The 12,585-nt window shown below is 71.8% G+C and carries 12 protein-coding genes and 1 pseudogene; 8 read left to right on the top strand and 5 right to left on the bottom strand.

Annotation, left to right across the window (positions count from 1 at the left end):
• Nucleotides 1–200, top strand: a 200-nt coding sequence (locus AOJ26_RS08265) for a LysR substrate-binding domain-containing protein (RefSeq protein ID WP_234358497.1), incomplete at its 5' end; no start/stop codon positions are given.
• An 83-nt stretch (nucleotides 201–283) separates the two neighbouring features.
• Here AOJ26_RS08265 and AOJ26_RS08260 read toward each other — a convergent pair.
• Nucleotides 284–1,138 (bottom strand): phosphotransferase enzyme family protein, encoded by an 855-nt coding sequence (locus AOJ26_RS08260; protein ID WP_053847538.1) that lies wholly within the window; start codon nucleotides 1,136–1,138, stop codon nucleotides 284–286.
• A gap of 214 nt (nucleotides 1,139–1,352) precedes the next feature.
• Here AOJ26_RS08260 and AOJ26_RS08255 point away from each other — a divergent pair, with 214 nt between their 5' ends.
• The 4 genes and pseudogenes from AOJ26_RS08255 (at nucleotide 1,353) to mgt (ending at nucleotide 5,645) form a co-directional block, all read left to right on the top strand.
• A complete protein-coding gene (locus AOJ26_RS08255) occupies nucleotides 1,353–2,288 on the top strand; it encodes a carbohydrate ABC transporter permease (RefSeq protein ID WP_053847537.1) in 936 nt (311 codons plus the stop codon).
• Nucleotides 2,285–3,118, top strand: coding sequence for a carbohydrate ABC transporter permease (locus tag AOJ26_RS08250; RefSeq protein ID WP_053847536.1), 834 nt, complete (start codon nucleotides 2,285–2,287; stop codon nucleotides 3,116–3,118). The genes AOJ26_RS08255 and AOJ26_RS08250 overlap by 4 nt, the downstream gene beginning before the upstream one ends.
• Nucleotides 3,118–4,395 (top strand): ABC transporter substrate-binding protein, encoded by a 1,278-nt coding sequence (locus AOJ26_RS08245; RefSeq protein ID WP_053847535.1) that lies wholly within the window; start codon nucleotides 3,118–3,120, stop codon nucleotides 4,393–4,395. The genes AOJ26_RS08250 and AOJ26_RS08245 overlap by 1 nt, the downstream gene beginning before the upstream one ends.
• 19 nt (nucleotides 4,396–4,414) lie before the next feature.
• Nucleotides 4,415–5,645, top strand: a pseudogene (gene mgt, locus AOJ26_RS08240) (macrolide-inactivating glycosyltransferase).
• Nucleotides 5,646–5,717: 72 nt separating this feature from the next.
• Here the strand turns inward: mgt and AOJ26_RS08235 are convergent.
• Entirely contained in the window at nucleotides 5,718–7,982 is a 2,265-nt protein-coding gene (locus AOJ26_RS08235; protein ID WP_053847533.1) for an MMPL family transporter, read from the bottom strand.
• 235 nt (nucleotides 7,983–8,217) lie between these two features.
• On the opposite strand from AOJ26_RS08235, the gene AOJ26_RS08230 reads away from it, so the two are divergent.
• Genes AOJ26_RS08230 through AOJ26_RS08220 form a run of 3 tightly spaced genes read left to right on the top strand, consistent with a single transcriptional unit; the run spans nucleotide 8,218 to nucleotide 10,164 of the window.
• Complete coding sequence (locus AOJ26_RS08230) at nucleotides 8,218–8,766, top strand: DUF1697 domain-containing protein (RefSeq protein WP_053847532.1); 549 nt, start codon at nucleotides 8,218–8,220, stop codon at nucleotides 8,764–8,766.
• A complete protein-coding gene (locus tag AOJ26_RS08225; protein ID WP_053847531.1) occupies nucleotides 8,759–9,124 on the top strand; it encodes a DUF4440 domain-containing protein in 366 nt (121 codons plus the stop codon). The genes AOJ26_RS08230 and AOJ26_RS08225 overlap by 8 nt, the downstream gene beginning before the upstream one ends.
• 20 nt (nucleotides 9,125–9,144) lie before the next feature.
• Nucleotides 9,145–10,164: a ketopantoate reductase family protein gene (locus AOJ26_RS08220; RefSeq protein WP_053847530.1), complete on the top strand. Its 1,020-nt coding sequence runs from the start codon at nucleotides 9,145–9,147 to the stop codon at nucleotides 10,162–10,164.
• A 3-nt stretch (nucleotides 10,165–10,167) separates the two neighbouring features.
• Here AOJ26_RS08220 and AOJ26_RS08215 read toward each other — a convergent pair whose 3' ends face one another.
• The 3 genes from AOJ26_RS08215 to AOJ26_RS08205 are packed head-to-tail and all read right to left on the bottom strand — an operon-like array spanning nucleotide 10,168 to nucleotide 12,578.
• Entirely contained in the window at nucleotides 10,168–10,902 is a 735-nt protein-coding gene (locus AOJ26_RS08215; RefSeq protein ID WP_053847529.1) for a sirohydrochlorin chelatase, read from the bottom strand.
• A gap of 13 nt (nucleotides 10,903–10,915) precedes the next feature.
• On the bottom strand, nucleotides 10,916–11,803 hold the full coding sequence (locus tag AOJ26_RS08210; protein ID WP_053847528.1) for an ABC transporter permease: 888 nt from the start codon (nucleotides 11,801–11,803) through the stop codon (nucleotides 10,916–10,918).
• Nucleotides 11,790–12,578, bottom strand: a complete 789-nt coding sequence (locus AOJ26_RS08205) for an ABC transporter ATP-binding protein (RefSeq protein WP_053847527.1) — start codon at nucleotides 12,576–12,578, stop codon at nucleotides 11,790–11,792. The genes AOJ26_RS08210 and AOJ26_RS08205 overlap by 14 nt, the downstream gene beginning before the upstream one ends.
• Between the last annotated feature and the right edge of the window lie 7 nt (nucleotides 12,579–12,585).

The raw sequence follows: 12,585 nt of genomic DNA, 5'->3' as shown, positions 1-12,585 counted from the left end.
CGGGCGGCGGCCTGGCGCTGATGCCCCGCTGGACGATGCGCCGCCACCCGGCGCTGGTCCTGAGGCCCTTGAGCGGGGTAAGGGCGAGACGCCACATCGACGCCCTGTACCGGCCGGAGCGGACGGCGAGGAGGGCGGTGCGCACGGTTCTGACGGAACTGAGGTCCGCGGCACAGGTCATTCAGGGCGCGGACGACTGACCCGGGGGAGCAGGACTGCACCGATGTGCGGTTCCGCCGCGTGGGCGCGACCAGTCACCGCGGCCTCTGCAACCGTCCTTCGGTCAGAACGGGTACCAGCGCACCGTCTCGTCGCCGTCCCGCAGCGAGGCGACCCGCCGCTCGAACTCGGCCAGGGCCTTCGGGTTGGTCGGCGCGTGCTGCGCGACCCACGCGCAGCTGGCCGTCTCCCGGGCCCCCCGCAGCACCGCGCATCCCTCCCACTCCCGCACGTCCCATCCATAGGCCGAGGTGAACGAGTCGTAGGCCGCCGCGGGCATCCCGTACCGGTCCCGGGACAGAGCCATCACCACCAGGTCGTGCTCCCGCAGATCGGAGGAGAACGTCTCCAGGTCGACGAGGACCGGCCCGTCCGGCCCCACGTGCACATTGCGGGGCAGCGCGTCCCCGTGGATCGGCCCGGGCTCCAGGTGGGGCGTCAGCGCGGCCGCGGCCGCCGCGAAGCCGTCCCGCCGCTCACGCAGATAGGCCGCGTCGGCGGGGTCGACCGCCCCGCCCGCGAGCCGCAGCCACCGCTCCACACCGCCCAGCAGCTCCCGGGGCGGCAGCGCGAAGGACGGCGAGGGCAGCGCGTGCACCACCCGCAGCAGTTCGGCCAGATCCCGCGCCTCGGCGGGCCGTACGGCGTCGGGAAGCCGGTGCCAGAGCGTCACCGGATGACCCTCGACCGACCGCGCCTTCGGCTCGGCCGCCCGCACCGCCGGCACCCCCGCCTCCTCCAGCCACACCGCGATGTCCAGTTCCCGGCGCGCCCGGTCGAGGAGCTCGGCGTCGCGGCCCACCTTGACGACCAGGTCACCGGCGGCGAAGACGGCGTTCTCGCCGAGGGCGAGCAGCTCGGCCGACCCCGCCCGCAGTCCCGCCGCGGCCAGTACGTCCCGCGCCCGTGCCTCGTCCATCCGTCCCGTCCTCCCGGTCCTGACCTGTCCCGCATGCCCGTGCAGTGCCACCGCGAACGGCGTCGACTTCGCGCCATCGCCCGGCCAGTCTCGCATTCCCACAGGTGGGCCCGTGCGCACGCTGCCTTGACGGCGCATACCCCCTTCACGACCATGACGGAGGCCCAGGCCAGGAGGGCCGGATCGTCACGAGCCGCCTGAAGGAGTCGATGACGTGACCTTGGTGACCGCGACGGAGCGGTCGGCGCGGGGCGCACCCGGCGCCGAGGGGGACCGGCGTCCTTCCGGCCGCGGGGTCTGGTTCCTGGTGCTGCCCGCGCTGATCCCGATCCTGGTGCTGAGCGTGGGGCCCCTGATGTACGGGATCCTGCTCGCCTTCACAGACGCCCAGTCGGGCCGCACCCGGGCCACGCAGTGGATCGGCGGCCTCAACTTCCAGGACCTGCTGCACGACACCCTGTTCTGGGAGTCGTTCCGGATCGGCCTGGTGTGGGCGGTCGGCGTGACCGTGCCGCAGTTCCTGCTGGCGCTCGGCCTCGCCCTGCTGCTGAACCAGGACCTCAGGCTGCGCTGGCTCGCCCGCGCCCTTGCGATCATCCCGTGGGCCATGCCCGAGGTCGTCGTCGGCGTCATGTGGCGGCTCGTCTACAACCCGGACGCCGGTGTCCTCAACGAGACCCTGCGCACCCTCGGCCTCGGCGACGGCCGGGACTGGCTCAGCGGTCTGTCCACCGCCCTGCCCGCCGTGATCGTCGTCGGCGTCTGGGCCGGGATGCCGCAGACCACGGTCACCCTGCTCGCCGGTCTCCAGAACACCCCGCGCGAACTCCACGAGGCGGCCGCGATGGACGGCGCGGGCGCCTGGCGCAGATTCCGCACGGTCACCTGGCCCGCCCTCCGGCCGGTGGCGCTCGCGATCACCGCGCTCAACTTCATCTGGAACTTCAACTCCTTCGCCCTGGTGTACGTGCTGACCAGCGGCGGGCCCGGCGGCCGCACCCGTCTGCCCATGCTCTTCGCCTACGAAGAGGCCTTCCGCTACGGCCAGTTCGGGTACGCGGCCGCGATGGGCTGTGTGATGGTCGCCGTCATCTCCGTCCTCCTCGCCCTCTTCCTCGTCGGCCGGCTCAAGGGAGGTGACCGGGCATGAGGACCAGCACCGCCGGCCGGGTCGGCCAGTACGCAGCCCTCCTCGCCTATCTCGTCTTCCTCGCCTTCCCGTTCCTCTGGCTCGTCTCCACCGCCTTCAAGTCCCCCCGGCAACTGGGCAGTCTGCACCCCACCTGGATCCCCCGGGACCCCACCCTCGACAACTTCCGCCAGGCCTTCGACGAACAGCCCCTGCTGCGCGCCGCCGGGAACTCCCTGCTGGCCGCGCTCGCCGCCGCGGTGATCGCCGTACTGATCGCGACCCCGCTCGCCTACGTCACGGCCCGCCACCGCACCCGGCTCGCGAAGGCGGCCACCGGCTGGGTGGTGGTCAGCCAGGCGTTCCCGCTCGTGCTGGTGATCATCCCGCTGTTCCTGGTGCTGAAGAACCTGCGGCTGATCAACTCCCTCGCGGGGCTGGTGCTGGTGTACGTCGTGTGGGCGCTGCCGTTCGCGTTGTGGATGCTCGTCGGATACGTCCGTGCCGTGCCGACCGAGCTGGAGGAGGCGGCCGCCGTCGACGGGGCCGGGCGCCTGCGGACCCTGGTGTCGGTGACGGCGCCGCTGCTCGCGCCGGGGATCGTGGCGACGGCCCTGTTCGCGTTCATCACGGCGTGGAACGAGTTCTTCTTCGCGCTGGTGCTGCTGAAGACGGCGGACAAGCAGACCCTGCCGGTCGTGCTCACCCACTTCATCGGCGCGGAGGGCGTCGCCGACCTCGGACCTCTCGCGGCGGCCGCCTTCCTCGCCACGCTGCCCTCGCTGGTCGTCTTCGCGATCATCCAACGCCGTATCACGGGAGGCATGTTGACCGGGGCGGTGAAGAGCTGATGCGCGCACGCCGGCTCGCGGGGGCCCTCCTTCTCCTGCTCCTGGCCGGATGCACCGGCACGAGCGCGTCCGAGGACGGCCGCGTCACCCTGCGCTTCCAGTCCCTCGCCTGGCAGGAGGAGTCCGTCGAGGCCAACCAGGAACTCGTGAAGGAGTGGAACGCCACCCATCCGGACGTCAGGGTCGAGTACGTGCAGGGGAGTTGGGACAGCGTCCACGACCAGCTGCTGACCTCCTTCGAGGGCGGCGAGGCGCCCGACATCATCCACGACGCCTCCGACGACCTCGCGGACTTCGCCTACGGCGGCTATCTCGCCGACCTCGGCGACCTGCTCCCCGCCCGGCTGAAGTCGGACATCCCGCAGCGGAGCTGGGACACCACCACCTTCGGCGACGGCGTCTACGGCGTGCCCTTCCTCCAGGAGCCGCGGGTCCTCGTCGCCAACGCCGACTGGCTGAGGGAGTCCGGCGTACGCGTCCCGACACCTGAACACCCGTGGAGCTGGCCGGAGTTCCGCCGGATCACCGAGCAGCTCAGCGGCGCCGGCAGGTACGGAGTGGCCTGGCCGCTCAAGGAGCCGGTCTCCGCGACCCTCAACCTGTCCCTGTCGGCGGGCGGACAGCTCTTCCACCGCGGCGCCGACGGCAAGGTGGCCATCCGCTTCGAGAAGGCCGACGAGACCGTGCCCCGCACCATCCACGACCAGGCGAACACCGACCGCAGCGCCTCGCCCACCACGCTCGGCAGCGGCGGCTCCGACACCCTGCCCGGCTTCTTCGGCGGCCGGTACGCGATGGTCCCGCTCGGCTTCTCCTACCGCCAGCAGATCGCCCAGCAGGCACCGAAGGGCTTCCGCTGGCAGGTGCTGCCCGCCCCGGCCGGCGCCGACGGGCTCACCCAGGGCGTCAGCCCGCAGACCCTGTCCGTCGCCGAGGACAGCCCGCACAAGAAGGAGGCCGTCGCGTTCATCGACTTCCTCCTCCAGCCGCGGAACATGGTCCGGCTGGCCCTGGGGGACTGGATGCTGCCCACCGGGACCGAGGCGCTGAAGGACCCCGCCCTGCGCACCGCCGAGGACGGCTGGGCGACGGGGACCGCGCTCGCCCCCCATCTCCGGCCGGCGCCCGCGCAGTCCGTCCGGGGCTACCCGGAGTGGAAGGACAAGGTCGCCACCCCCGCCTTCCAGGAGTACTACAGCGGGGCGATCGGCCTGGACGAACTGCGCGAACGCCTGGAGGACGACGGCAACCTGGTGCTGGCCCGCTACCAGCGCTGAGCGGCACGGGCGTCCCGTAATACGGTTGCACGAGACGTCTCGTCTCGTGCAGCCTGTGGCCCATGACCTCGCACATCGCCATGTTCTCCATCGCCGCCCACGGCCACGTCAACCCCAGCCTCGAGGTGATCCGCGAGCTCGTGGCGCGCGGGCACCGGGTCACCTACGCCGTCCCGCCCCTGTTCGCCGAGAAGGTCGCCGAGACCGGGGCCGAGGTGAAGCCGTGGAACTCGACGCTCCCCGGCCCCGACGACGACCCGTCGGCCTGGGGCACCGAACTGCTCGACCACGTGGAGCTCTTCCTCGCCGACGCGATGCAGGCCCTGCCGCAGCTCGCCGAGGCGTACGACGGCGACGAACCCGATCTCGTCCTGCACGACATCACCGCCTACCCGGCCCGCGTCCTCGCCCACCGCTGGGGCGTGCCCGCGATCTCCGTCTCGCCCAACCTCGTCGCCTGGCAGGGCTACGAGGAGGAGGTCGCCGAGCCGATGTGGGCCGGACCGAAGAGCACCGCACGAGGGCAGGCCTACTACGCCCGCTTCCAGGGCTGGCTGCGGGAGAACGGCATCAACCTGCACCCCGACTCCTTCGTCGGCCGCCCCGACCGCTCCCTCGTCCTGATCCCCAGGGCGCTCCAGCCCCACGCCGACCGGGTCGACGAGAGCGTGTACACCTTCGTCGGCGCCTGCCAGGGGGACCGCGCTGCGCAGGGGGAGTGGGTGCGGCCGGCCGGGGCCGAGAAGGTGGCCCTCGTCTCCCTCGGCTCCTCCTTCACCAAGCGGCCCGACTTCTACCAGGAGTGCGTCAGGGCCTTCGGCGACCTGCCCGGCTGGCACCTGGTGCTCCAGATCGGCAGGCACGTCGACCCGGCCGAGCTGGGCGCCGTACCGGACAACGTGGAAGTGCGCTCCTGGGTACCGCAGTTGGCGGTGCTCAGGCAGGCCGACCTGTTCGTCACGCACGCCGGAGCGGGCGGCAGCCAGGAGGGACTGGCGACCGCCACCCCGATGATCGCCGTACCGCAGGCCGTGGACCAGTTCGGCAACGCCGACATGCTCCAGGGCCTCGGGGTCGCCCGCCGGATCGACACCGGGCAGGCCACCGCCGAGGCGCTGCGCGAGGCCGCCCTCGCGCTCGTCGACGACCCCGAGGTGGCCCGTCGGCTCAAGGAGGTGCAGGCGGGGATGGCGCAGGAGGGCGGCACCCGCAGGGCCGCCGACCTCGTCGAGGCGCAACTGCGCGCATGAGTGAGGGCCCGTTGGCACCCCGGTGGCCAACGGGCCCTCAGTACAAGGGGGTTCTGTCCCGCCCGGCGGGGGTCAGACCCTCAGCGGCTCACCCTCGTCGTCCCGGGCCACGGGCGCGGCCACGGCGTCCGGAGCCTCGTCGTGGGTGAGGTCGGGCAGCCGGTGCAGCCACTTCGGCAGGTACCAGTTGCGCTCGCCCAGCAGGGCCATGACCGCCGGGAGCAGCACGCCCCGGATGATCGTGGCGTCGATGAGCACCGCGGCCGCGAGGCCCACGCCCATCTGCTTCATGGACTGCATGGACAGCGTCCCGAAGATCGCGAACACGGCGACCATGATGACGGCGGCGCTGGTGACGACACCGGCCGTGGTGACCACCCCGTGCTGGATCGCGTCCTTGGTGCTGCGGCCCCGCAGGTGCGCCTCCCGGATCCGCGAGACCACGAACACGTGGTAGTCCATCGACAGGCCGAACAGGATCACGAAGAGGAACAGCGGCAGCCAGGTGATGATGGCGCCGACGCCCTCCGCGCCCACCAGCGAGGCGCCCCAGCCGTGCTGGAAGACGGCGACGAGGATGCCGTAGGCCGCGCCCACCGACAGCAGGTTGAGCACGATCGAGGTGATCGCCACCGTCAGCGAGCGGAACGACAGCAGCATGAGCACGAAGGCGAAGACCACGACGAACGCGAAGACCGGGACGACCGCTCCGGCCAGCTGGTCGTTGAAGTCCTTGGAACCGGCGACCTGTCCGGTGATCGGCGCCTCGACGCCGTCGACCTTGCCGAGCGTGGCCGGACGGACCTCGTCGCGCAGCTTGTCCAGGCTCTCACCGGCCTTGTCGAGGTCGGAACCGCCCACCAGCGGGACGTACACGAAGGCGAGGTTCTGCGCGTCGTGCAGCTTGATCTCGACCGGGCCGCGCGAGGCGCCCGAGGAGATCGCCTTCGCCTTGAAGTCGGCCAGCGCGCCGGTGACCTCGGGGGCGTTGATGTCGGCCGCCTTGACGACCACCTCGGCCGGCTCGGTGCCGCCGGGGAAGGCGTCGTTGACCCGGTTGTACGTCTGCACGATCGGCAGCGAGTCGCCGAACTCCTGGTCCAGGGTGAGGTTCTGCGTCTTCATGCCGAGCGCGGGAGCCGCGACGGCGAGCAGCGCGCCGGCCGCGATCACGACCGAGACGACGGGCTTGGCGAGCACGCCCTTCAACACGGTGGTCCAGAAGCGGCTCTCCCGCTCGGCGCCCCGCTTGCGGCGCAGCCGGCTCTCCGGGTGCAGGAAGGGGATCTTGCCCTTCTCGACCCGCTCGCCCAGCAGCGACAGCAGCGCGGGCAGCACGGTCACGGAACCGACCATGGCGACCGCCACGACCATCAGCGAGGCCAGGCCCATCGCCTCGAACTCGGCGAGCCCGGTGAACAGCATGCCCGCCATCGCCACGCACACCGTGACACCGGAGACGATGATCGCGCGGCCGCTGGTGGCAGCGGCGATCCGCAGGGCCGTCTGAGAGTCCCGGCCGGCCTGCCGCTCCTCGCGCTCACGGCGCAGGTAGAACAGGCAGTAGTCGACGCCCACGGCCAGACCGACCAGCAGCATCACGGAGTTGGCGGTGTCGCTCATCGGCATCACATGGCTGACGACGCCCATCAGACCCATCGTCGCCATGATCGCGCTGACGGCCAGCAGCACCGGCAGCAGCGCCGCCACCAGCGCGCCGAAGGCGATGAGCAGGATGCCGAGGGCCACCGGCACCGCGGAGAGCTCCGCCTTCTGGAAGTCGTCGCCGAACGCGTCGTCGAACGTCTTCATCATGCTGGCGCCGCCGATCTCCTCGATCCGCAGCGACCCGTGCTCCTCCTGCACCCCCTCCACGGCCTTCAGCACCGGCTCGACCCGCTCCCCGGCGGTGTCCGCGTCGCCGCGCATGTCGAACTGCACGAGCGCGCTGCGGCCGTCCTTCGAGATCGTGTTCGTGTCGTACGGCGAGGTGACGTCGGTGACCTCGCCGGTGCCCTCGACCGCCTTCACGACCGCGGCGACGGCCGCCCGGAAGTCGGCGTCGGTCGCCTTGCCGCCGGAGTCCTTGGCCTGGATCAGCACCGACTCACCGGCGGGCTCGTCGATCCCGGCGTCCTCGATGATCTTCGCGGCGGTGTGGGTCTCCCCCTTGAGCTGGTCGCTGTCCTTGACGTCGACCCGGCCTGCCGCCGAGCCGAGTCCCATCGCCAGGACGACGAACAGCACCCAGATACCGACGGCAGCCCATCGGTGCCGTGCGCTCCAGCCGCCGGCCCTGGCGGCCAGGCCACGCACCCTTGTGTCTCCGTTCCGCATGACGGGCTTGCCCCCTCGTGAGCGGTGACAGCCCCCTGCCGCCACCTTTCGTTTCGAAGGTATGAGCTGGATAAACCCGTCTCGTCGTGCTGTCCGGTGAAGTGCGGGGGCCGCCGGCTCCTCCCAAGGGACCGCGCGCCCTCCGTACTGGGGAGGACCGTGACCCTTACATCTAACGGACCTTGTACGGGGCGGTGATCGGGGTCCGCACGGGCCCCGCCCTAGGGTGGGACCCATGACGACGACGTACGCGGCGCTGCTGCGCGGAATCAACGTCGGCGGCAGCAGGAAGGTCCCCATGGCCGACCTGCGCACGCTGATGGAAGACCTCGGCCACGACGGTGTCCGCAGCTACCTCCAGAGCGGGCAGGCCGTCTTCACCGCCGACCACGGCGACGAGGACTCCCTGGCCGCCGAGCTCACGGACGCGATCGAGAAGCGGTTCGGCTTCCCGGTCGACGTGATCGTCCGCGACCACGCCTATCTCAGGGCGATCGCCGACAACTGCCCCTTCCCGGCCGCCGAACTGGAGGGCAGGCAGCTCCACGTCACCTACTTCTCCGCCCCCGTCGACGAGGACCGCTTCGCGGAGATCGACCGGAGCGCCTACCTCCCCGAGGAGTTCCGCCTCGGCGACCGGGCCCTGTACCTGTACGCCCCCGACGGCCTCGGCCGCTCCAAGCTCGCCGAGCACCTGTCCAAGCCCCGGCTGAACAAGGGAGTGATCGCCACCAGCCGCAACTGGAACACCGTCGTCAAGCTGGTGGAGATGACCGGTGAGTGACCACGACCCCGCGGTACGGGCCGCCGTCCAGGGCGAGTTGCGGCTCCTCGACCCCGCGGTACGCGCCTCGCCCGAGCTGGTGGGCGCGCTGCTGCACCCCGGGTTCCACGAGTTCGGCGCGTCCGGACGGCACTGGGACCGCACGTCGGTCATCGCCGCCCTCGCCGGGGCCACGGACCAGGAGGCCGGCCCGATCACGGCGTCCGGGATGAAGGGGGTCCCGCTCGCGCCGGACGTCGTCCACCTCACCTTCGACACCGAGCACAACGGCAGCCGGGCGCACCGCAGTTCGCTGTGGCGGCGCACGGGGAGCGGCTGGCTGCTCTGGTTCCACCAGGCGACACCGTTCGCGGGATGACGGTGTGCGAGGCTCCTGCCATGCGTTACGTCATCATCGGGGCCGGAGCGGTCGGCGGGGCCGTCGGCGGTCGGCTCGCCGGGGCCGGGCACGAGGTCGTCCTGGTCGCCCGGGGAGCGCACCACGAGGCGCTCAGGGACGGCGGACTGCGGCTGCGCGTGCCGGAGGGCGAGTTCACCCACCGGCTCCCGGTCGTGGACGGCCCGGCCGGACTCGGCGCCCTGCGCGCCGACGACGTGCTCGTCCTCGCCGTGAAGACCCAGGACACCGAAGGCGCCCTCGACGCCTGGGGCCCGGCCCCGGTCGAGGGCGGCGGCACGGCGGCCGAGCGACTGCCGCTGCTGTGCGCGCAGAACGGCGTGGAGGGCCAGCGCATGGCCCTGCGCCGCTTCCGGCACGTCTACGGCGTCTGCGTCTGGCTGCCGGCGACGTTCGTGGAACCCGGTGTCGTCAGCGCCGCCTGCGCCCCGCTCACCGGGATGCTGCACCTCGGCCGCTACCCGCACGGCACCGACGGGATCCTGCACCGGATCGCCGCCGACCTGGAGAGGTCCAGGTTCGAGGCGCCCGTGGTGGCGGACGTGACGCGCTGGCAGTACGCCAAGCTGCTGACCAATCTCGGCAACGCCGTGATGGCCCTGAGCGGCCCCGACGACGGGGGAGCGGACAGCGCGTCGCTGCGCCGTCGGGTCCGGGCCGAGGGCGAGACGGTGCTCGACGCGGCCGGGATCGCGTACGCGAGCGTCGAGGAGCAGCGGACGACCCGCGGTGACAAGGTCACCGCCGTCCCGCTCGACGGCGTCCCGGTCGGCGGCTCCTCCTGGCAGTCCCTCGCCCGCGCCACCGGCACCATCGAGGCCGACTACCTCAACGGCGAGATCGCCCTCCTGGGCCGTCTGCACGGCGTCCCGACGCCGTTGAACGAACTTCTCCAGCGCCTGGCCAACACCTTCGCCCGCGAGCGCAGGGCGGCCGGGTCACTGCCGGTGGGGGAGTTGGCACGGCTGGCCGACGAGGCCGTGGCGGCCGTCGAGGGGTGACGCCTACGCGCTCGCCGTGAGCCGCAGCAGCCCCCGCGCCGCCGCCGCGTCGTAGCGCTCCAGCAGCACTCGGGCGACCTCGGGTGCGGGGCCCAGCACCTCGGCCAGGACGTCCGCGTCGACGGCGCCGCGTGCGATGCGGTCGGGCAGGAACCCGGGGGCGAGGACGTACGGTGCCACGGCCACCTTCGCGCAGCCCAGGGCCCGCAGTTCCCGTACCGCGTCCTGGGTGCGGGGCAGGGCCGCGGAGGCGAACGCAGGCCGCACGGCGCACCAGCCGGTGTGCCGCCACTCCCGCGCGATGTCAGCGATCACTGCGATCGCCTCCGGGTCGGTGGACCCCGCCGAGGCCAGCACGACCCCGGTCGAGGACTTGTCGGCGGGCGTCAACCCCGCCTCGTACAGCCGTCGTTCGAGCGCGGACAGCAGGAGCGGGGAGGGGCCCAGCACCTCCGCCTGCCGGATCCGCAACCGCGGCGGAGCGTCCCTGAGGACCGCGGGGATGTCCGCCTTCGCGTGGAACGCCCGCGTCAGCAGCAGCGGCAGCGCCACGACGTCCCGGACGCCCTGTGCCGCCAGCGACTCCAGCACCCCTTGCACGGAAGGGACGTTGAAGTCGAGGAAGCCTGTCTCCACCCGCACGTCCGGGCGCAGCGAGCGCACCCGGCGGACCAGGGCGTGCACCGTCGCGGCGTGCCGCGGGTCGCGACTGCCGTGCGCGATGACCAGAAGCACCATGGATGCGAGGCGCTCACTCGTGCAGGAGCAGGCCGCGGGTACGCAGCATCCAGCGTTCCAGCGGACAGAAGATCACCAGATCGATGGCCACACCCACCAACAGGATGAGCAGGACGGCGAGGAACACCATGGACATGCTGCTGTTGGTGCGTCCCGCCTCCAACAACTGCCCGAGCCCCAGGCCGAGTTCGGGTGAGGAGGCAATGATCTCGGCTGCCATCAGGGAGCGCCAGGAGAACGCCCAGCCCTGCTTGAGACCCGCCAGATAGCCGGGCAGCGCGGCCGGCAGCACTATGTGCCAGGTGCCGCGCAGGCCCGTCGCGCCAAGGGTGCGTCCCGCGCGCAGGAACAGCGGCGGCACCTGGTCGACGCCCGACATCAGACCATTGGCGATAGAGGGGACCGCGCCGAGCAGGATCACCGCGTACATCATGGAGTTGTTCAGGCCCAGCCAGATCACGGCCGGCGGCACCCACGCCACCGACGGCAGCGACTGCAGCCCGGAAAGCACGGGCCTGACGGCGGCGCGCAGAAATCTCACCCGGGCGACCAGAAGGCCGAGCGGGGTGCCGATCACCAACGCGAGTGCGAAGCCCAGCAGGCCACGCGAGACGCTGGTCCAGATGTAACCGAGGAGCGTGCCCTGCAGCCAGGCTGCGCGGATCTCGTCCCCCACGTCGGAGGGAGCGGGCAGCTTGTAGCGGTCGGTGACCTGGGCCCAGACCAGGAGCTGCCACACGGCCAGCACGAGGAGTGCGGCCGTGAGAGGGGGCGCGGCCCTGCGTACCAGCCGACCGAGCAGGGGCGCCTTGACCGCGGAACCGTCCTCCAGGGCGTCGAGCCCCGCTTCCAGACCGGCGAGATCACTCTCGTCGTTGCTGGTGGTTTCAGTACTGGCCATGGCGACGGATCTCCCCACGCAGTGCTTCGGTGATCTCTGCGGACAGGTCCGCCACGGCAGCGTCCTCCAGACGGCGCGGCTGCGGAATGCCGACCCGCCACTGCCGGATCACGCGGCCCGGGCGCGAGCCGAGCAGGATGACACGCTCGGCGAGTCGCACCGCTTCCCGGACGTTGTGGGTGACGAACAGCACCGACAGACGGGTCTCGCGCCAGATCCGGGTCAGTTCGTCGTGCAGCACGTCCCGCGTGATGGCGTCCAGGGCCGCGAACGGCTCGTCCATCAGCAGCAGGCTGCTCTCCTGGGCGAGTGCGCGGGCCAGGGCCACCCGCTGGCGCATACCGCCCGACAGCTCGTGCACCCGCTTGCCGTACGCGCCCTTGAGCCGGACCAGTTCGAGCAGTTCCTCGGCCTTGCCGCGCCGGTCGGGCTTGGGAACTCCCCTGAGCTTCAGGGCGAGTTCGATGTTCTTGCCCGCGGTCAGCCACGGGAAGAGGGCGTGCTCCTGGAACATCAGGGCCGGGCGGCCGTCGGTGGTGATGGCGCCGGCGGTGGGCTGGTCCAGTCCCGCCACCAGGTTCAGCAGCGTGGACTTGCCGCAGCCCGAGGCCCCCAGGAGGGTGACGAACTCGCCCGGCGCGACATCGATGCTGACGTCGTCCAGGACGAGGTGCCTTCCGACAGTCGTGGTGAAGGACTTCGAGACATGGGTCAGGCGCGCCACATGCCCTGTCGGCACATCGGTGCGTGGGGCCTGAGGAGGGGCGGTTGCCATCGTCGAG

Origin of the sequence: Streptomyces sp. NRRL B-24085, assembly GCF_001282115.1 — a bacterium.
Taxonomy (GTDB): Bacteria; Actinomycetota; Actinomycetes; order Streptomycetales; family Streptomycetaceae; genus Streptomyces.
The sequence above is the reverse complement of the archived record's forward strand: the minus strand, read 5'-3'. Positions and strand labels throughout refer to the sequence as shown.